At 35.0% G+C, this 21,019-nt stretch carries 20 protein-coding genes; all 20 read left to right on the top strand.

Annotated features, from left to right (window positions below):
* The first annotated feature begins 559 nt into the window (after positions 1–559).
* The 20 genes from rsxC to mrdA all read left to right on the top strand — a co-directional run bounded on the left by rsxC (position 560) and on the right by mrdA (position 21,006).
* Complete coding sequence (rsxC, locus tag ACKF5P_RS09320; RefSeq protein WP_408954932.1) at positions 560–1,858, top strand: electron transport complex subunit RsxC; 1,299 nt, start codon at positions 560–562, stop codon at positions 1,856–1,858.
* Positions 1,859–1,872: 14 nt separating this feature from the next.
* Positions 1,873–2,850 (top strand): RnfABCDGE type electron transport complex subunit D, encoded by a 978-nt coding sequence (locus tag ACKF5P_RS09315; RefSeq protein WP_408954931.1) that lies wholly within the window; start codon positions 1,873–1,875, stop codon positions 2,848–2,850.
* On the top strand, positions 2,843–3,763 hold the full coding sequence (locus tag ACKF5P_RS09310; RefSeq protein ID WP_408954930.1) for an FMN-binding protein: 921 nt from the start codon (positions 2,843–2,845) through the stop codon (positions 3,761–3,763). The genes ACKF5P_RS09315 and ACKF5P_RS09310 overlap by 8 nt, the downstream gene beginning before the upstream one ends.
* Position 3,764: 1 nt before the next feature.
* Positions 3,765–4,436: an electron transport complex subunit RsxE gene (rsxE, locus tag ACKF5P_RS09305; protein ID WP_408954929.1), complete on the top strand. Its 672-nt coding sequence runs from the start codon at positions 3,765–3,767 to the stop codon at positions 4,434–4,436.
* A 24-nt stretch (positions 4,437–4,460) separates the two neighbouring features.
* Positions 4,461–5,030 (top strand): electron transport complex protein RnfA, encoded by a 570-nt coding sequence (locus ACKF5P_RS09300; RefSeq protein WP_408954928.1) that lies wholly within the window; start codon positions 4,461–4,463, stop codon positions 5,028–5,030.
* An 18-nt stretch (positions 5,031–5,048) separates the two neighbouring features.
* Positions 5,049–5,852 (top strand): RnfABCDGE type electron transport complex subunit B, encoded by an 804-nt coding sequence (locus ACKF5P_RS09295; RefSeq protein WP_408954927.1) that lies wholly within the window; start codon positions 5,049–5,051, stop codon positions 5,850–5,852.
* A gap of 271 nt (positions 5,853–6,123) precedes the next feature.
* A complete protein-coding gene (gene hemA / locus ACKF5P_RS09290) occupies positions 6,124–7,380 on the top strand; it encodes a glutamyl-tRNA reductase (RefSeq protein ID WP_408954926.1) in 1,257 nt (418 codons plus the stop codon).
* Positions 7,381–7,410: 30 nt separating this feature from the next.
* Complete coding sequence (locus ACKF5P_RS09285) at positions 7,411–8,064, top strand: bifunctional precorrin-2 dehydrogenase/sirohydrochlorin ferrochelatase (RefSeq protein ID WP_408954925.1); 654 nt, start codon at positions 7,411–7,413, stop codon at positions 8,062–8,064.
* Positions 8,065–8,220: 156 nt separating this feature from the next.
* Positions 8,221–9,168, top strand: a complete 948-nt coding sequence (gene hemC / locus ACKF5P_RS09280) for a hydroxymethylbilane synthase (protein WP_408954924.1) — start codon at positions 8,221–8,223, stop codon at positions 9,166–9,168.
* Positions 9,158–10,672, top strand: coding sequence for a uroporphyrinogen-III C-methyltransferase (gene cobA, locus ACKF5P_RS09275; protein WP_408954923.1), 1,515 nt, complete (start codon positions 9,158–9,160; stop codon positions 10,670–10,672). The genes hemC and cobA overlap by 11 nt, the downstream gene beginning before the upstream one ends.
* A gap of 117 nt (positions 10,673–10,789) precedes the next feature.
* Positions 10,790–11,437, top strand: coding sequence for a hypothetical protein (locus ACKF5P_RS09270; protein WP_408954922.1), 648 nt, complete (start codon positions 10,790–10,792; stop codon positions 11,435–11,437).
* Between the two features lie 193 nt (positions 11,438–11,630).
* Positions 11,631–12,602, top strand: coding sequence for a porphobilinogen synthase (gene hemB, locus ACKF5P_RS09265; protein WP_408954921.1), 972 nt, complete (start codon positions 11,631–11,633; stop codon positions 12,600–12,602).
* A gap of 252 nt (positions 12,603–12,854) precedes the next feature.
* A complete protein-coding gene (gene hemL / locus ACKF5P_RS09260; RefSeq protein WP_408954920.1) occupies positions 12,855–14,147 on the top strand; it encodes a glutamate-1-semialdehyde 2,1-aminomutase in 1,293 nt (430 codons plus the stop codon).
* Positions 14,148–14,748: 601 nt separating this feature from the next.
* On the top strand, positions 14,749–15,261 hold the full coding sequence (locus ACKF5P_RS09255) for a Gx transporter family protein (RefSeq protein ID WP_408954919.1): 513 nt from the start codon (positions 14,749–14,751) through the stop codon (positions 15,259–15,261).
* 70 nt (positions 15,262–15,331) lie between these two features.
* On the top strand, positions 15,332–15,907 hold the full coding sequence (locus tag ACKF5P_RS09250; RefSeq protein ID WP_408954918.1) for a Maf family protein: 576 nt from the start codon (positions 15,332–15,334) through the stop codon (positions 15,905–15,907).
* Positions 15,900–16,583 carry a DNA repair protein RadC gene (gene radC / locus ACKF5P_RS09245; protein WP_408954917.1) on the top strand — a complete coding sequence of 228 codons (684 nt, stop codon included), beginning with the start codon at positions 15,900–15,902 and terminating at the stop codon, positions 16,581–16,583. The genes ACKF5P_RS09250 and radC overlap by 8 nt, the downstream gene beginning before the upstream one ends.
* Before the next feature lie 27 nt (positions 16,584–16,610).
* Complete coding sequence (locus ACKF5P_RS09240; protein ID WP_408954916.1) at positions 16,611–17,675, top strand: rod shape-determining protein; 1,065 nt, start codon at positions 16,611–16,613, stop codon at positions 17,673–17,675.
* A 43-nt stretch (positions 17,676–17,718) separates the two neighbouring features.
* Positions 17,719–18,612, top strand: coding sequence for a rod shape-determining protein MreC (gene mreC / locus ACKF5P_RS09235; RefSeq protein ID WP_408954915.1), 894 nt, complete (start codon positions 17,719–17,721; stop codon positions 18,610–18,612).
* Positions 18,612–19,106: a rod shape-determining protein MreD gene (mreD, locus tag ACKF5P_RS09230; protein ID WP_408954914.1), complete on the top strand. Its 495-nt coding sequence runs from the start codon at positions 18,612–18,614 to the stop codon at positions 19,104–19,106. The genes mreC and mreD overlap by 1 nt, the downstream gene beginning before the upstream one ends.
* A gap of 64 nt (positions 19,107–19,170) precedes the next feature.
* Complete coding sequence (gene mrdA / locus ACKF5P_RS09225) at positions 19,171–21,006, top strand: penicillin-binding protein 2 (protein WP_408954913.1); 1,836 nt, start codon at positions 19,171–19,173, stop codon at positions 21,004–21,006.
* The last annotated feature ends 13 nt before the right edge of the window (positions 21,007–21,019 follow it).

Genomic DNA, 21,019 nt, shown 5'->3' with positions numbered 1-21,019 from the left:
TAAAAATTATAAGTTGGAAAATTACATCTTAACATATAATACTTTAATCTCTTTTTATTACCTCCTCTTTAGCAAGAGTAATATACATTAGCATGGAGATATTTAACTTTGAGAATGTAGTTTTCTATAAATTAAAATTCTATTCTTACGTAAGCTTTATCTTTGATTATCTTCTTTGGCGATTTATCTAAATAGTACAAGTTTTTTTATATTATTTTAATTTTTTATCCCATAGGTTTCCATTTCTTCCTTTATGTGATATAATCGTCTTAACACATATTTGATACGTTCATAGATGTTATTTATAGTCCATTTAACGTTATATCTGAGGTATTGATCTGTGTTATTTTTAATTCATTTGCCTTATAAATTTAACTATAAACTCTATCAAAGATCTAAAAACTGCTCAAAAAATCTAAAAATTAAAAAATGCTATAAATTACTTGACTTCTGATGTCTCAGATTATAAGATTAGGTTGGAGCTAATTTGTTGATAAATCGATCTAAACTAGTTCCTGACTTACCTTATGTTATCAATATTAATAAAAGGGGTGATAAGATGAAAGCTAAAACTTTTGAACACGGGATTCATCCTAGTTATAACAAAGAATTATCTCATAAGGAATCTTTAAAAAAGGCTAATGCACCTAAAGAAGTTATAATCTCTTTACAGCAGCATATTGGTGCACCAGCTAAGCCAATTGTTGAAGTTGGTGATATAGTTGATTTAGGTGAGAAGATTGCTGAGGCTGAAGGGTTTGTCTCTGCTAATATTCATGCCAGTGTTTCAGGAGAAGTTGTTGCTATCGAAAGTACGTCAATTAAAATCAAAAATGATGGTGAAGATAGATTAGCCGAAGGAATTGAATCTCAAGGTGAACTTGAAGATTTATCAAGTGAAGAATTAAGAGAGATCGTTAGTGAGGCAGGAATTGTAGGATTGGGAGGAGCTACCTTTCCAACTCATGTAAAAGTATCAATTCCTGAGGATAAAAATGTAGAATCAGTTATTTTAAATGGAGCAGAATGTGAACCATATCTAACTGTTGATCATCGAGTAATGGTTGAGCAGACTGAAAAAATGATTTATGGTTTAAAGGCATTAATGAAGATGTCTGAAGCTAAAGAAGGTTATATTGGGATTGAGGTCAATAAACCTGATGCTATTGAAAGAACAAAAGAGTTGATCAGTGATGAACCAAATATTAAAGTTGTTCCGTTAGAAGTTAAGTACCCACAAGGTGGAGAAAAGCAGTTGATTGAGGCTGTTTTAGGCAAGGAAGTTCCCTCTGGTGGATTACCGTTGGATGTTGGTGTAGTAGTTAACAATGTTACTACTGCTGTAGTAATTGCGGAAGCAATTCAAGAAGGAATGCCTTTAGTTGAAAGAGGAGTTACTATTACTGGGGTCATTAGTGAACCAAAGAACTTAGTAGTAAGAATAGGGACACCTATTGAAGAAGTAATAGATCAATGTGGAGGTTTTAAAGAAGAACCAGGTAAATTGATTTTAGGTGGGCCAATGATGGGCCAAGCTCAAGTGGATTTAACTAATCCAGTAACTAAAGGGACTTCTGGAATTTTAGCTTTAAGTAAGGCAAATATTGCTGAATATCAAGAGTCTAAACCTTGTATTCGTTGTGCTCGGTGTGTTGATGTTTGTCCAGTAAAATTAATACCGACTGCTTTGATGAATTTATCTCAAGTTGATAAAGTTTTAAAATTAAAGGATCATAATGTTTTAGACTGTATTGAGTGTGGTTCTTGTAGTTATATTTGTCCTTCTAAAATTGAAATTTTAGATTGGATTAAGTTAGGAAAAGGAAAAGTTCAAGCTCAAATAAGAGAAAATGAATGATAGGAGGTAAGAAAATGGATAACACAGTAGACTTAACCGTTTCATCAGCACCGCATGTTAAGAGTAAAGAGACAACTTCTAATATAATGTATCAAGTTGTTTTGGCATTAGTACCAGCTATGTTAGCAGCTGTTTATTATTTTGATATGAGTGCCGCATTATTGATAGTGACTTGTAGTATTGTGGCTATGTTATCTGAAGTGGCTATACAAAAGATAAGAGGGCTTGAGGTTACAGTTAATGATGGTAGTGCTCTATTAACTGGAATTTTATTGGCTTTGACTTTACCACCTGAACTACCATTGTGGATGGCTACATTAGGAAGTGTAGTTGCGATTGTATTAGGAAAACATGTCTTTGGTGGGTTGGGATATAATATCTTCAATCCTGCTTTAGTTGGGCGTGCTTTTATAACTCTTTCTTATGTAGGGCCAATGACTCAATGGACTGATCCATTACAACCTCCTGTTGCTATTTCAGGGATAGTTAGTGGTTTGCAAGAATCATTAGGAATAGTAGACACTGTATCAGGAGCGACTCCATTGGAAGCAGGTAGTGCAGAAATAATGAATCTATTTGTAGGTAGAACTGGAGGTTCTTTAGGAGAAACATCTGCCTTAGCTATTATGCTTGGAGGGTTATATCTACTCTATAAAGGCTATATTGATTGGAGAATTCCAGCTGGTTATTTAGGTACTGTAGCAGTATTAACTTCATTTGTCGGAGAGCAAGGACCATTATTTCACTTATTTGCCGGAGGACTTATGTTAGGTGCTATCTTTATGGCGACCGACATGGTGACAAGTCCTGTAACTAAGAAAGGAAGATTGATCTTTGGAATTGGTTGTGGTTTATTAACAGTAATCATTCGTGTTTATGGAAACTTTCCAGAAGGTGTATTGTATTCAATCTTATTAATGAATATGTGTGTGCCAATTATTGATCAATATACTTTACCACGAATCTATGGTGAGGTGAAAGCAAATGGCTAAAGATAAAATAGAGTTACGTCTAATTCTAGTTTTAATTGTTATTACGATGGCATCAGCAATTACTCTGACTTTTGTCAATGAAATTACTGCTCCTGTAATTGCTGAACAGGCTGAAAGAAGGGCAAATGAAGCTATTTTAGCTGTGATGCCGGATGCAGTGGAATTTATAGAGAAAGAAGAAGAAGGTGTTAAATTTTATAGAGGTTTAGATGAAACAGGCGAAGAAGTAGGGGTAGCTATTAAAGAGCAATCTCAAGGGTATGCAGGAGAGGTTGAAGTTATGGTTGGATTAGATATGGACGAGCAAAAAGTAATAGATATAACTATTTTAGATCATTCAGAAACTCCAGGTTTGGGTTCTAGAATAGAAGAGGAAGATTTCAAAGAGCAATTTAGAGGAGTAGAATTTTCTGAAGTAGAAGTTGATATGATAACTGGAGCGACAATTTCTAGTATGGTTGTACAACAGGTAGTAGAAGAAGCTATTGATAATGCAAAATTATCTTTAGGTTTAGCTGAAGATGCTGCTCAGCCTGGAGTTGCTATCTTTGATGATGTAGATGAATTTGTGTCGATTGAAGATAATATAAGTCAAGCTTTAGATGCTTTAGGAGAAGCTATTGGTTTAGTTTCTTACGGTAAAGCTGAAGGGTATAATGGTTATGTTGAGGTGGCAGTTGGGCTTGATTTAGATAGTGAAAAGGTTATAGGAGTAGAAATTATAGATCATTCAGAGACAGCAGGTATCGGCTCTAAAATAGAAGAAGAAGATTTTAAATCTCAATTTAATGGAGTAAATTTTTCTGAATTGGAGCTAGATATGATAACCGGTGCAACTGTTTCTAGTGATGCTGTTTATGAAGCGATAGAAGAAGCAGTTGAAATAGCAGAAAATTACGGTGGAGGTGAGTAATATGGCTGAAAAAACCCAAGATTTTTTAAAAGGTCTATGGCAAGAAAATCCTGTTTTTGTCATGTTGTTGGGTATGTGTCCTGTACTGGCTGTTACTAGTACGGCAACGACTGGTTTATTTATGGGATTGGCAACTAGTTTTGTATTGCTCGGTGGAGGAATAGTGAACTCCTTATTGAAGAATATAATTCCAGGAGATGTTAGAATTCCTAGTTTTATTGTTGTAATAGCCACTTTTGTAACGATAGTTGATCTAGGAGCACGGGCTTATTTTCCTGAAATTGCTGAACAGATAGCTTTATTTATTCCTTTGATCATCGTTAACTGTTTGATCTTGAATCGTTCTGAAGCCTTTGCTTCTAAAGTAAGTATTCCACGTGCTATAGCGGATGCTTTAGGAATGGGTATTGGCTTTACTTGGATATTAACTGTTTTAGGAGGTATTCGAGAAATCTTTGGTTTCGGAACTCTATTTAGAGGAACTGGAATGACAATGCAGATTATGGGTGATTGGTATCAGCCGATTTCAGTGATTACTTTACCGGCAGGAGCTTTTATTACTTTAGGGTTGTTAGTTGGTTTCTTTAACTTGATTATGAGTGAGTCATTTGATATTAAGAGATTACTTGGAGGTACTACTGCAACATCTGAAGAAGGTCAAAAAACAGCTTAATTTTGGATAAAAGGAGGGTAAATTATGGGAGATTTATTCTTGTTATTTGTAGCTGCGTCTATAACAAACAACTTTGTTTTAATGCAGTTTTTAGGAATCTGTCCTTTTTTAGGAGTTTCGAAAGAGGTTCCAACCGCTTTTAGTATGGGGTTAGCGACTACTTTTGTAATGACTACGTCGGCAGTTGTAACTTGGATTGTTGATGCTGCTATCTTAGCTCCATTAGGAATTGAATATTTAAGATATATTGCTTTTATTTTAGTAATATCTTCTTTTGTTCAATTGACAGAGCTATTTGTTAAGAAGGTTAGTCCTCCATTATATAAAGCCTTGGGGATCTTTTTACCACTAATTACAACTAATTGTGCCATCTTAGGTTTGGCAATCATGATTTCAATGGAAGGGTATACTTTTATTGAAAGTGCAGTCTTTGGTTTAGGTGCAGGGGTTGGTTTTACGGTAGCAATTGTATTGATGGCTGGAATAAGAGAACGATTAGAATTTGCTAATGTTCCTGAACCACTCAAAGGAGCACCAATTACTTTAGTAGTAGCTGGAATGATGGCTATGGCTTTTGCTGGGATTGCTATGTAAATTAGGAGGTGAAATAGAATGGAAATTAGTTATTTTGTAAATGCAGCTTTAGGACTAGGAGTTTTAGGATTATTATTTGGAACTGGTTTAGCTTATGCATCGGTTAAATTTGCAGTAGAAGAAGACCCAAAGAAGGTAGCAATTGATGAAGTTTTACCTGGAGCTAACTGTGGTGCCTGTGGCTTTGCAGGCTGTTCTGGCTATGCAGAAGCAGTAGCTGCTGAAAAGGAAGGAATTGATTGTTGTCCTGTTGGAGGAGAAGAATTGATTGAAAATATTGCTGACATCATGGGGGTTGCTCCTGCTTGTTCAACTGAAAGACAAGTTGCTGAGGTTTTATGCCAAGGTGGAAATCAAGAAACCTTTAATAAGGCTGACTATCAAGGAGTACCAAGTTGTCAGATGGCTAGTATGATAGATAACTTTAAGTCTTGTGAATACGGTTGTTTAGGGTTTGGTGATTGTGCTGTTGTATGTGATTTTGATGCAATTGTAATGAATGAAAATGGGTTGCCAGAAATTGATCCTGATAAATGTGTTGAATGTGGAGTCTGTGTTACAGAGTGTCCACAAAATGTGATTGAGCTAGTAAGTAGTGCGGAAGATGTTGTTACTAGATGTAAATCAGTTTTAAAAGGAAAAGAAGTTAAGAATGCTTGTGAAAAAGGATGTTTTGGTTGTACAATTTGTGCTAAAAAATGTCCTGTTGATGCGATTGAGATGGAGGATAATTTACCAGTAGTTGATACAGAAGAATGTATTGGTTGTGGAGTATGTGTTAAAAAATGCCCAACTGACGCTTTTGTAGAAGTCTCTTTTTAGTAAATAAAATGAAGATTACAATTGAAAATTGGTTAAAAATAAGAGGGGTCAGTTGACTGATTCCTCTTATTTTTATGGTTTAATTAAATCTTCGAAGGTTGGGTAAATTATAGACAGTTGTAGTTTTTTTTGATATAATAAGACAAGATTTGGATTTAGAGATGATGTTTAATCAGATTAATCTTAAAATTCTGTTTTTTATAATTGGTTTAATTTAATTATAGATTTAAATGGTGTTAAAGGGTTATAATTTATGAGGAGAGGATCAACTGTGGAGTTAGTAGTTGTTGGATTAAATCATAAAACAGCTTCTTTAGAAGTTAGGGAAGAGCTATCTTTGACTAAGCGGCAGCAGGAGGTGATTTTGGATAAAATTTCTACATCATCTGATGTGAAAGAAGGAGCTGTTTTATCGACCTGTAATCGTACGGAAATTTATTTGTTAGCTGAGAATGATTATTCAGCTAACAAATTCACTTTGGAATTATTTAGGGAGTTTTCTAATTTAAAGGTTAAGAAGTTACAAGGATATTTATATTCTTATCATAATTTAGAAGCAGTTGAACATTTATTTCGAGTTACTAGTGGATTGGATTCTTTGATAATAGGGGAAACTCAGATTTTGGGCCAAGTTAAAAGAGCCTTTAAGAGAGCTCAGAAGATAGGAGCAATTAATACTTATTTACATAAGCTGTTTACGGAAAGCTTTAAAGTCGCTAAAAAGGCTCGCGGAGAGACTAAAATTGATGAAAATGCAGCTTCAATCAGCTATGTAGCTGTGGAGTTGGCCCGGCAGGTATTTGGTTCTTTATCGGGGGAGAAAGTATTGATTTTAGGTGCAGGAAAGATGAGTGAATTGACTTTGAAAAATCTAGTTGCTCATGGAGTTAAAGGAGTGATGGTTTCTAATAGAACATACGAAAATGGAAGAAGATTAGCTGAACAATTTTCAGGAGAAGTTATCCATTGGGAGAAGTTAGAGAATTGGATTGAGGATGTTGATATTATTATTGCCTCAACGGCTGCTCCACACTATGTACTTCATTATGAAGATATAAAAGAGGTTATGATTAATAGGAATCGTCCTCTTTTTTTGATTGATATTGCTGTTCCAAGAGATATAGAACCACAAATTGCTGAATTAGATGAAGTTTATCTGTATGATATTGATGATTTAGAGGCGGTAGTCAATCAAAACCTAGAAGAAAGAAGGGGAGAAATAGATCAAGTTGAAGAAATTATAGCTGAAGAAAAAGAAGGTTTTGAAAAATGGTTAAACTATCGCCAAGTTGTACCAGTGATTAAAGAGATGAGACAAAGGGCCAATCGTATTAAGGAGCAAGAACTAGATTGGGCATTACAAAGATTAGCAAATTCTAAGCAGAATCACGAAGATATAGTTGAAGAGTTGAGCAGTCGATTGATTAATAAATTACTACACACTCCCACATTAGGCGTCAAGCAGTTGGCTAATAGTGAGGGTAGTTCACAAAAGTTAAAAGTGATTAAAGAGTTGTTTAAGTTTTAACGTATAAGATTTATTTAGGGAGAGGAGCTAATGGAGTTATACCCAGTTAATTTAAGGTTGAAGGATAAGAAGGTGTTAGTTGTTGGTGGAGGGAAGGTTGCTTTTCGTAAATTAAAGCGATTAGTAAATACTGAAGCTAAGATTGAATTGGTTAGTCCTCAGGTAATTGAACCTGTAAAAGAATTGATTATAGAAGAAGAGATAAATTATAAAGAACGAGAATTTTTAGAGCTCGATTTAGGGGGCTCTTTTTTAGTGATTGCTGCTACAGATCAAAGTAGGTTAAATCAAGAGATTGCTCAATTAGCTGAAAGGGAAAGGATTTTGGTTAATGTAATTGATAATCTAGAGTTATCAACTTGTACTTTACCTGCAGTAGTTAAGAGAGGAGATTTATTAATCACGATTGCAACGGGTGGAAGTTTACCAGCATTATCTCGACAGCTTAGAGTGAAGTTAGAAGAAGAGTTTGGGACGGAGTTTAATTTTTTCTTGCAGCTATTAGCTGAGATTAGACCAATAGTAATTGATAAGATAGACCAGGAAGAGAAGAGGCGTCAAATTTTTAGAAAGTTAGCTAACTTAGAATTGATCGAGCAACTAGGGATTGATCGTTTAGCAGTGATTGAAGAGGTTAAACGGATTTTGCCTGAACAGGTAGTGGCGGAGCTGAAGTTGATTTAAATTACAAAATAGCTATATATCAATAATGTTACATAAATTATTTTTTCTAACACTAATAAATACTATAATATAAGTAGAGCTTAATAAAGAGTTAATTAGTTTTTTTATGATTTTTAAAGTTGTAAATTATAAAGCAATGAATGCAAGGAGGTAATTATGGAACAGATTATTATTGGAACAAGGAAGAGTCAGTTGGCAGTAGCCCAATCGCAGTTAATGGCTGATCAATTACAGCAAAAGTTTCCTGACTATCAGTTCAAGCTAAAAAAAATCACTACTAAAGGGGATCGAATTTTAGATAAGCCTTTAGCTGAAATTGGTGGAAAAGGTCTATTTATTAAAGAGATAGAGATAGCGTTATTGAATGGGGAGATTGATTTAGCAATTCATAGCTTAAAGGATATGCCAGCAGAATTACCTAATGAGCTTGAAATTTTATCAATTCCTGAGCGGGCCAATCCTTTGGATGCATTAATAAGTAAGGATGATCTGGATATAGACCACCTTCCTGAAGGGGCTAAGATAGGAACAGGGAGCTTGCGTAGAAGAGCCCAGCTATTGAATTATCGCTCTGATTTAGAGATTGTTCCAATTAGAGGTAATATAGATACTCGGTTGAAGAAGTTAGAGAGTCAAGATTTAGATGGAATTATCTTAGCGGCAGCAGGCTTGGAGAGAATGGGTTGGGAGGATAAGATCAGTTCTTGTTTGAGTGATGAGATTTCGATTCCAGCAGTAGGACAAGGTGCTTTGGCGATTGAAGTTAGGGCCAATGACCAACAGATTAAGGATATAGTTACAGAGATTAATCATCAAGCGACTGTAGATGCCGTTAAAGCTGAACGGAGTTTTTTAGAGTATTTGGAAGGGGATTGTAAGGTGCCAATTGGAGCTTATGCTCAGGTTGAAGATGATCAGTTGGTAGTTGAAGGGATAGTAGCAAAATTGGATGGTAGTAAGGTATTTAAAGAAGAAGTGGTGGGTTTGCGAGAGGAAGCAGTAGAATTAGGAGTTAAGTTAGCCAAAAAACTATTAGAGCAAGGGGCAGGAGATATTTTAGAGCAGGTTCAAAAGCAGGAAGGAGTAAGTGTTAATGGTAGGTAAAGTTTATTTAATCGGGGCTGGCCCAGGAGATGAAGGCTTAATTACAGTTAAGGGTTTAAATATTATTAAAGAGGCTGATGTGATTTTATATGATAGGCTAGCCAATCCCAGATTACTAGATTATGCTCGTGAAGGTGTAGAGTTATTTTATGTAGGAAAAAAGGCTAGCAATCATTATCGAACCCAAGATGAGATTAATCAATTATTGGTTGAGCAAGCTCAAGCAGGGAATATAGTGGCTAGATTAAAAGGTGGCGACCCGTTTGTTTTTGGTCGTGGTGGAGAAGAAGCAGAAGTGTTGTTAGGTAAAGGAATTGAGTTTGAGGTTGTTCCAGGGATTACTTCTCCTATTTCAGTAGCTGCTTATGCAGGAATTCCTTTGACTCATCGTGATTTTAACTCTTCTGTTGGATTTGTGACTGGTCATGAAGATCCAACTAAAGATGAATCTAACCTTAATTGGGATCAATTGGCTAATGCAATGGGAACATTGGTCTTTTTGATGGGGGTTGGTAATTTAGCTAAGATTACTAAAAGGTTAATGGAGGCAGGTTGTAATCGTGAAACTCCTGTTGCGTTGGTTAGATGGGGGACTAGACCGGAACAAGAGACATTGGTTGGCACTTTAGAGACGATAGTTACTAAAGTTGAGAAAAATAATCTTAAGCCACCAGCTATTATAGTTATTGGAGAGGTAATTAATTTAAGAGAGAAGTTAAATTGGTTTGAAACGAAAGCTTTATTCTCTAAACGAATTGTAGTTACTAGACCTAAAAAGCAGGCGACTAGTTTTTCTAAAGCTTTAGCTCGAGATGGTGCTAAAGTAATTGAGGCACCAGCAATTAAGATTGTTCCACCTGAAAGTTATCAAGAGTTGGATCAAAAGTTAGAGCAGGTAGGTGATTATGATTGGATTATCTTTACTAGTATTAATGGAGTTAAGTATTTTATCAATCGACTATTTGAGTTAGGGTTAGATGTGAGAGCTTTGGCAGGGGTTAAGCTCTGTGCTATTGGCCCTAAGACTGCTGCTAAGTTGAATGATTATGGCTTACAGGTCGATTATATTCCAGATGATTATGTAATCGAATCTATCCTAGAAGGGTTTGTTGAAGAGGATTTGACAGGACAGAAGTTCTTACTACCACGTGCTGATATTGCACGAGAGCTGTTGGCTCACGAATTAGAGAATAATGGGGCTAAGGTCGATGATGTAACGGCTTATCAGACGATTAAAGGGGTAGGAAGTCAAGATTTAATAACTGAATTAGAAGAAAGCCGAGTTGATATGGTAACCTTTACAAGTTCATCGACTGTACATAATTTCATTGAGCAATTGGGTGATGAATACCAGCGTTTATTGGCAGATATAGAGCTTGCCTGTATTGGCCCGATTACTGCCCAAACGGTACGGGATTATGAGTTAGAGATAGCAGTAGTGGCTGATGAATATACGGTTGAGGGGTTGTTAGCAGCGGTTAAAGGATATTATAAAAACAATTAATAATTAAGAGAATGTACAATGGACAATTAAAAATATTTAAGTATTTTTAGCTTTAAAGAGTTGCTCTTTAATTATAAATTGTAAACTGTACATTGTACACTATAAGGGAGTGTCATTGTGTCGGCTCAAGTGAAAGGTATTGTCATTGAAGGGGTACCAGCTACGGGAAAAACAACAATAATTGAGCATCTTTTGCGGAACGAACAGGTTTTAGAGCGTGATTTTATGCCCTTGTTAGTTTATGGTGAAGACTTAACGCAGCGGGTGTTAGAAGCTAAACATAATCAAGGACAAATTACTAAAGAGGATAATTTAAATCTATTAAATGATATTTTAACCCCTTTAGAGCGTTATCAAAAATATTATCACCAGAGAGGATGGCAGGGTGCAGAACAAGAGCACTGTTATGCTTTTTTATTGGAGAGGTTTCATTTAACTCATGCTACTTATTTTGATCACCTAAACTGGGGAGAGTTAATACAGATAGATGATCGCTTAGCAGATTTAAAGACAAAGTTAGTCTTATTGACTATGAACAAGGAAGTGATGGTTGAGCGAATTGTTGTTAGCCGAGGAAGTAGATGGAGAAGTTATATTTCTCGGTTTGGTTCGACAGTAGAGGAGATTGTTGAGCATTATTATCAGCGACAACAACGGAAGCTAAAATTAGCTCAGCAGAGTAATTTAGTCAGTTTGGTACTGAATACAAGTGCTAAGAATTGGGAAGAGTTGGCCCAGCAAGTGCTTAAATTCTGGGAGATATAAAATATAAATTAATGATTAATAGAATGTACAATTTAAGTTTAAGGTTGAAGTTAAGGCTAAGTCAATCGTTAAAGAGATAAGAGTTTTTAGTTCTTACTCAAACTTAGACTTGGACTTAAACTTAAGCTATATATCTATTAAGTTGACGTATATGACTGTACATTGTAAATTAGCTATATGAAGGAGGGATAAGATGGATTTAATTAGACGATCACGTCGTTTAAGGCGGACAGCAGCGATCAGAAATTTAGTTCGAGAAACAAAATTGAGTGCCGCTGATTTGATTCAGCCATTATTTGTAGTCAATGGTGAGAATGTTAAAGAAGAGATACCTTCTTTACCGGGTAATTATCATTTATCATTGGATATGATACTTGATGAGGTTGAAGAGTTAGTTCAAGCTAAAGTTGCAGGGATTATTTTATTTGGAATTCCAAAGAGCAAGGATGAAGAAGGTTCTAGTGCTTGGGCAAAGGAGGGAATTGTTCAGCGGGCTTGTCGAGCAATTAAAGAAGAGTATCCTGAATTACTGGTAATTACCGATGTCTGTTTATGCCAGTATACTAGTCATGGGCATTGTGGTATTTTAGAGGAGGGAATTGTAAATAATGATCCAACATTAGATAATTTGGCTAAGGTTGCTTTATCTCATGTTCAAGCAGGTGCTGATATGGTAGCTCCTTCTGATATGATGGATGGACGGGTACGAGCGATTAGAGAAAAGTTGGATCAAAAAGGTTATCAAGAAGTAGCAATTGTGTCTTATGCTGCTAAGTATTCTTCAGCTTTTTATGGGCCATTTCGTGATGCAGCTCATTCTGCTCCTGGGGAGGGAGATAGAAGCTCTTATCAGATGGATCCAGCTAATAGCGATGAGGCATTGACAGAGATTGAACTTGATTTAGAAGAAGGGGCAGATATTATTATGGTTAAGCCTGCTTTATCTTATCTTGATATTATCAGACGGGCCAAAGATAACTTTAATGTTCCAGTTGCTGCCTATAATGTTAGTGGTGAATTTGCAATGATTAAAGCAGCAGCAGAAAAGGGCTGGATTAATGAAGAAGAAGTTGCTTTGGAGATGCTGACCAGCATTAAACGGGCGGGGGCTGAGATTATTATTACATATTATGCGAAAGAAGTAGCTAAGATATTGAATAACTAATATTGAATATTGAATATTGAATAGTTTAAGGTCAAGAGCTTAATTACAATAATGTGGCACTTTTGATTTGGCGGGTAGAAATGATATTTGTAGGGGCAGGTCTCTGTGCCTGCCCATGTTAAATCACGGGCGACCACGGAGAGTCGCCCCTACAAAAACACATTCTTTTACGAACGAAAAGTGCTACTGTATATCAATTAAATTGATTTTAAAGGTTTTAACTATTAAATGTTTTTAATCGGAGGTGTTAGTATGGAGAAGTCAGAAAAGTATTTTAAAGAAGCTCAGGAGGTTATTCCTGGAGGAGTAAATAGTCCAGCACGGGCTTTTAGTGCTGTTGATAGTGATCCATTATTTATTGAGAAAGGTGAAGGCTCAAAGATCTATGATGCCGATGGTAATGAATATATCGACTATGTTGGTTCTTGGGGGCCAATGATCTTAGGATATAATCATCCTCAAGTTGTTGAAGCTTTACAATCACAGATCCAAAAGGGGACTAGCTTTGGAGCTCCAACTGAGATTGAAACAGAATTAGCCAGCTTGATTGTAGATAATATTGCTTCAATTGATAAAGTGCGGATGGTCAATTCAGGTACAGAGGCAACGATGAGTGCTATCAGATTGGCTAGAGGTTATACTGGGCGAGATAAGATTCTTAAGTTGGAAGGTTGTTATCATGGGCATGGAGATAGCTTATTGATTGATGCTGGTTCAGGATTGACTACTTTAGGGATTCCTAGTACACCAGGAGTACCAGCTAATATTGCTCAGGAGACAATTATTGCTCCGTATAATGATTTGGAGGCAGTTGAAACTATCTTTGCGGAGTATGGTTCTGAAATTGCAGGACTTATCTTAGAACCTGTAACTGGAAATATGGGAGTTATTGCTCCAAAAGATGGTTATTTAGAAGGCTTAAGAGAGTTGGCAGATGATTATGGAGTGGTCTTGATCTTTGATGAGGTAATGACCGGCTTTAGGTTAGCTTATGGTGGAGCTCAAGAGTTATATGATATTGAGCCTGATTTGACTACTTTTGGTAAGATAATTGGAGGGGGATTGCCTGTTGGTGCTTATGGTGGTAAAGCAGAGATTATGAGTCATGTAGCTCCTGAGGGGCCAGTTTATCAAGCAGGAACCTTATCAGGTAATCCTTTAGCAATGACTGCTGGGGCAGAGACGCTGAAGTTCTTACTCCAAGATGAGGTTTATGAAAAATTAGAAGAGAAAGCAAGTAAGTTAGCAGCTGGTTTTAAAGCTAACATTGATAAATTGGAAATTCCTGCTACTATATCACGGGTTGGTTCAATGGTCTGTCTCTTTTTTAATCCAACTGAGGTGACCAATTACCAGGATGTTAAGGAATGTGATATCGATGCCTTTACTCTTTATTTTCAAAAGATGTTGGAGCAAGGAATCTATTTACCTCCTTCTCAGTTTGAAGCTAACTTTATTTCGTTGGCCCATAGTGATAAAGAGTTGGAGGCTACAATTGAAGCTAATTACAATGCATTACAGGAAGTAAAGAAAGAGCAACCCTAAAACAGGCTGGTTTTTAGTGAATTAAAGGTGAAAGTGGAACTGTATTACAATAGTGTGCACTTTTTTGCCACATAGCGAACGGTTTTTGTTACGGAGAGTTCTTGGAATTTTAGAACTCGTAGGGTCAGCGGTCAGTCCCCAGCTATCAGTTAAGAGCATTTAAAACCAATAAAAATTAAAACATCTAGAAACCATTATATTTCCTGGGTTTAGATGGTTTTACTTGTTGTTTTTTTTAATAGGTTTTGATTGGGCTGACGACTCATAGCTGATAGCTGACGGCTGTGTCAGGAAGTGACACATTATATCAATAAACAATAAGATAATCAGAGGAATATCTACTAAGTTGATGTAAACATCTTCCAAATAAAAGGTAAGTCCTTTAAGGGGCTACCTTTTATTTCTTTGAAATGAAAAATTAAAAGGGTTGTCTTTGCTCTTTAAAAATGATAAACTAAATAATGTGGGTTTTGCTCTTAATCACTATTAGTATAGAGGTTATCAATAATTGAAAGTAGTTGATCTAAAAATATAAATTAAAGTTGAATTTAGTGTTTATAAAATAGGTAAGTTTGTTATAATAATGAAAGAGAGGTTCAGTATGAAATTAAAAAAGCAGTTAACTTTATCATTACTAGTAGCAGGAGCAATTGTTTTACATATTGTAGAGGTAATGTTGCCTACTTTTTTAGTTGTTCCTGGGGCCAAACTTGGATTAGCAAATATAATCACATTGTTCGTTTTACTTTACTTTGGATTCAAAAGTGCTTTTGTAGTTATAACTTTAAGAATATTTCTATCGTCATTATTAATTGGTACTTTTTTCAGTATCAGTTTTTTTTTAAGCCTAACAGGAGGAATACTTAGCCTTCTAGTTATGGGTTTTGTTTATTATTTTTATTCGCATAAATTTAGTGTTATAGGGATCAGTGTTTTCGGTGCAGCATTTCATAATCTTGGACAAGTAGTAATGGCCAGTATTATAATTAATAATTGGGGCTTAATACTTTATCTACCTTATTTATTATTATTATCTTTACCGACAGGAATCTTTGTGGGAGTGGTTGTAATTAAATTGAGTAATTATCTAGAATTTGACTTGATTAAAAATTAGAACTTGGAAATTATTTAGTGAAGAGATTAGATTTTTATTACAAATTATTTTGGATTGGAGGAATTATTTAATGAAAAAGGTTATCTTAGCCTCCTCTTCTCCACGCCGACGAAAATTATTGAATAAGTTAGGAATTAAATTTGAAGTTAGACCGAGTAAGATAAATGAAAAAAAGGTTAAAGAAGATAAACCAAATAAATTAGTACAAAAATTATCATTTTTAAAGGCGAAAGATGTGATTGATAGTCAGGATGAACTAGTTATTGCTGCTGATACAGTAGTCAGTATAGATAATAAAATTTTAGGTAAACCTAAAGGTTTTGATGAGGCTTACCAAATGCTAACTAAGTTAAGTGGGCGACAGCATCAGGTCTTGACTGGAATTACAGTTATGACTGCTCAAAAAAGTTTGACTGATTATCAAATAACAACTGTAAACTTTAAAGAGTTAGCTGCTCAAGAGATTAAAGAATATATAGCTACTGGAGAGCCTTTTGATAAAGCAGGAAGCTATGGGATTCAAGGTATAGGAGCAGTATTTGTCAAAGAGATTAATGGTTGTTTTTATAATGTAGTAGGGCTATCATTGTATAGTCTAAGAATTATGTTAACAGAGTTGGGAGTGAAGTTAAGTTTTAATGAATAACTATTTAACAATTAAGGATATGCCTAGTGAGGAGCGACCACGAGAAAAACTGGCTAAGTATGGAGCAACTACTCTATCTACTGCTGAATTGTTGGCCCTGATCTTAAGAACAGGTTCTAAAAAGAGAACAGCACTGGATTTAGCTAATAAATTACTGACTGCTTGTGAAGGTGTCAAATGTCTGGTAGATTTGAGTATTGAAGAATTACAGCAAATAAAAGGGATTGGCTTGGCCAAAGCTAGTCAGCTGAAAGCTGTAGCAGAATTGAGTAAAAGATTGCTCAGTGTCCACTCTGATTTGACTAAGATCAGTTCACCTGAAGATATTGCTCAGTTTATGATACCTAAATTAAAAGATTTTCATCAGGAAAGCTTCCAGATTGTCTTATTAAATACTAAAAACGAAATTATTGGAGTTAGAGAAATCTTTAGAGGAAGTTTGAACAATTCAATTGTACATCCGAGAGAAGTTTTTCGTCTTGCAATAAAAAAAAGTAGTGCAGCAATTATATTAGCTCATAATCATCCTAGTGGAGATGTAACACCAAGTCAAGAAGATATAGAAGTTACAAAAAGATTATTTCAAGTAGGAGAATTAGTTGGGATTGAAGTATTAGATCATTTAATTATTGGTTTTGATGATTATTTTAGTTTGAAAGCTAAAAATTTATTTTAAAATTGTTATTGAAAGGGGAAATATATCATGGTATTAAATTTTTTAACTGCACCATTTTCCAGAGATATGGGAATAGATTTAGGAACTGCAAATACATTAGTTTATATTAGAGGCAAGGGGGTTTTAATTCGAGAACCATCAGTGGTGGCGATTCAAAATAACAATAACTCTAAAGAAGGAGTTTTAGCTGTAGGAAATGATGCTAAAAATATGATTGGAAGGACTCCAGGTAATATTATGGCTGTTCGTCCTATGAAAGATGGAGTTATTGCTGATTTTGAAGTAACAGAGAAAATGTTGAAGTACTTTATTACTAAAGCTCATAAAAGAAAAAGGTTGGTAAGACCTAGAATTGTAGTTTGTGTTCCTTCTGGAGTTACAGAGGTAGAAAAAAGAGCAGTCATAGATGCGGCTTTACATGCTGGAGCTAGAGAGGCTTATTTGATTGAGGAACCAATGGCTGCTGCAATAGGGGCCAACTTGCCTGTTCATGAACCAACAGGAAATATGATTGTTGATATTGGTGGTGGAACAACAGAAGTAGCAGTAATCTCTTTAGGTGGAATTGTAACTAAAGCCTCAATTAGGGTTGGGGGAGATGACATGGATGGAGCAATAGTTCATTATATTAAAAATAATTATAATTTAATGGTAGGAGAAAGAACTGCAGAAGAGATAAAGACTGAAATTGGTTCTGCTTATTTTGCTCCTGAGAGTGATAAAAAAGCAGAAGAAACTTATGAGATTAGAGGTCGGGACTTAGTTAATGGATTACCTAAAACAATTGAAGTTAGTGCTGGAGAGATTCAAGATGCATTGAAAGAGCCGGTTAATGATATTGTACGCTCAGTAAAAGGTACGCTAGAGAATACTCCTCCTGAGTTATCGGCTGATATTATGGATCGAGGAATTGTAATGGCTGGTGGAGGTTCTTTATTAACAGGGTTAGATCAATTGATTTCTGAGGAAACAGGTATGCCTGTTTATTTGGCTGATGATCCACTAGATTGTGTCGTTTATGGAACAGGAAAAGTATTGGAGGAACTGAATAACTTAAAAGATGTTTTAATTACCCCTAAGCGTTTATCTTAAGAAAAAATGTAAGAGAAGTAATTTAATAAATTGGGTGGTAAAAGTGTTAAACTTCTTAAAGAAGCATCAAAAACTATTTGTGTTATGTGTACTTCTGTTAATTTTGATTAGAATTATTAATTTAGCCAGTTTAGATAAAGATTATAATTTAGTTGAAGGAGCAATAATTGATTTAATCAGTCCTAGTTTTAGAATAATCAATTCTGTTCAAAATTGGCTTAAAGATTCAACTAAAATGGTCTTAAATTATCAGCAAGTAAAAGATGAAAATGAAAAGTTAAGAAAAAAAATTAAAAATTTAGATTATCATCGGAATAAATTGCAAAAGATAATGGCTCAAAATCAAAAGTTTAGGGAGCTTTTGAACTTCAAGGAATATGTACCTTATGATTTAGTAGGAGCAAGTGTGATCAGTTATGGGACTGATAATTGGTCAAAGATTGTGATGATTGATCAAGGAAAGAAAGACGGTATTGGGCGCAATATGCCTGTAATAGCTGAAAATGGTTATTTAGTAGGACGAGTTAATCGGGTTACTAATCGTACTGCTCAGGTTTTATTATTAAACGATCCTACTTTTGTAATCGGTGGTATAGTAAAAAGGGAGAACTCTAGAGATTTAGGGGTTGTTAAAGGTCAACTTGAAGATGGAAAATTAATTATGGAAGATTTAGTTTGGGATGCAGATGTTAAGGAAGGTGATATAATTGTTACCTCAGGCTTATCTGAACATTACCCAAGAGGATTGCCACTTGGAAAAGTTATGTCAGTTAGCCCTGATAATTATGGTTTGACCCAAAAAGCAGAAATTGATAGTTTTGCAGATTTAGATAAACTTGAAAAGTTATTGGTAATTACCGATTTTAGTACAAAAACTGATTTGTTAGCACCTACTCCTGATGACTATCCTGAATTGAATGAGGAGGAGCTAGATTGATGATTTATCTGTTTTATATAATTTTTGGATTGTTTTTTTTCGTTTGTCAAGCTTTATTCTTTTCAAGAGGAGTATTGGGCCAAATAACTCCTGATTTTTTATTAATTGTGGTGATGATTTTATCTATTAATTATGGGAAAACGGCTGGCGGGATAGCTGGTTTTTTAGCTGGTTTTTTGCAGGATTTGTTTTCGGGAGGGTTATTTGGAATTAATATTATTTCCAAAACTTTAGTTGGTTTTTTAGTTGGTTTTTTCAAAAAGAAGGTGTATCAAGATAGTTTCTCATTGCCTCCCTTAATATTATTTTTTGCAACTGTTATTAATCAAGTGCTCGTCATCTTATTTACCAATTATCTATTCAGTTTTGTGACTTTAGAGCAGGCAATAGAGGGAGTAATTCTCCCTCTAGCTACTTTAAATGCTGGAGTAACCTTAGTCATTTATCCGTTTGTTTATAAGATTGACTCTTATCTAACTGATATCAATTCATAAACGGAAGGCCATTTTCAACATCTGGAATTATATTCTTAATTAGTAATAACAGGAGGAAAATTAAGTGAAAAATGACAGTGAACGAAGATTGTTTCACTTTACAATAATAATAGCTTTGATCTTTCTAGTTTTAGTGGCTCAGTTATATTATCTTCAAATTCATAACGGAGAAAAATATAAAAAGTTATCAGAAGGAAACAGAACTTCTATTCTTCCGATCAGTGCCCCGCGAGGAAAGATTTATGATCAGACTGGGGAAGTTTTAGTTTCTAATGAATTAACTTATACTGTCTCTTTAATTCCTGATGAAGTTGATGAGCTTGATTATGCTTTAGGGATGTTAGAACGGATCTTAGAATTGGATAAAGAGAAATTGAAGGAAAAGCTTATTAATAATCAAGCAGATAAATTAGTAAGATTAAAAAGGAATATAAGCCAGGAAGAGCTAATTATATTACAAGAGAATAAAGAGCAAATTCCAGGGTTAATTATAGAAAAGATTCCAATGAGAAAGTATGTTAATGATAATTTAGCCAGCCATATTTTAGGTTATGTTGGTGAAATATCTGCCAATGAATTGAGTAACTTAAGTGAAGATGGGTATAGGGCAGGTGATATTTTAGGAAAGACAGGCTTAGAATTAATTTACGAAGACTACTTACGAGGTGAAAGAGGAAGACAACAGGTAGAGGTCAACAGTCTGGGTCAACAATTGAGGGTTTTAGGAATTGAAGAGCCAAAGCCAGGTCATGATTTAATTTTAAATATTGATTATAAGTTACAGCAGACGATAGAAGAATTACTAGCAGATAAGGTCAAAGTAATTCAAGAGGAGCTTGAAGATGAAGAACATCTGCCGATTGGTGGAGCGGTTATTGTGGCTAACCCTAAAAATGGTGATATTTTAGCCATGAACAGTTTTCCTGATTATAATCCTAACCTATTTTCATCTGGGATTTCAAGAAAAGATTGGGAAAAAATTAATACTGACCTGCGAAGACCCCTCTTAAATAGAGCAGTTAATACGAGTGCTCCTTCAGGTTCTGTTTTTAAAATAGTAACTGCCGCAGCTGCATTAGAAGAATTAGGGATCAGTGGGGATGATAAATTTTATGATCCTGGTTACTATGAAGTAGCTGGAACTAGATTTAGTAATTGGTATTCAGGTGGACAAGGAGAAATAAATTTTGTAGATAGCTTGGCTTGGTCCAACAATACAGTATTTTATGAATTAGGACATCAATTATATAAAGAAGATCAGACTATTTTACAATGGTATGCCCGTCAATTTGGCTTAGGAGAAAAAACAGGTATTGATTTAAAAAATGAAGCACAAGGGTTAGTTCCAGATCCAGATTGGCGCAGAAATAATTTTCAAAGAGTAGAAGATAGAATTTGGTATCCTGGGTATACAATTAATTTATCGATAGGCCAAGGGAACTTAAGGGCTTCTCCAATTCAACTAATTAATGTAATGAATGCCATAGCAAATGATGGTAAGATTTATCAACCATTATTAGCAGATAAAGTTGTTGATCAAGATGGAAATATAGTTGAAGAAATAGAACCGCAGTTAATAAATGATTTGTCTTTATCAGAAGGAGTAATGAATGCTATTAAAGAAGGGCTAGAAGGGGTTATAACTCATGGAACTGCTAGAAGTAGCTTTAGAGATACAGAAATTTCTCTAGCAGGTAAAACAGGAACGGCTCAAACCGGTAGAAATAATCCTAATCACGGCTGGTTTGGTGGTTATGCACCAGCTGATGATCCAGAGATTTCAATAGTTGTCTTTCTTGAATATGGAATTTCTAGTGCGAATACTCTTTCAATAGTTGAAGGGATAATGCAAGAGTATTTTGATTTAGAAGATGTAGATATTGAAGATAAGGAAGGTTAATCTTGTAGGAGGA

The sequence above is a fragment of the Natroniella sp. ANB-PHB2 genome, from assembly GCF_046097105.1.
GTDB lineage: Bacteria > Bacillota > Halanaerobiia > Halobacteroidales > Halobacteroidaceae > Natroniella.
Note: the sequence above shows the minus strand (reverse complement) of the source record. Positions and strands in the feature narration are given on the sequence as shown.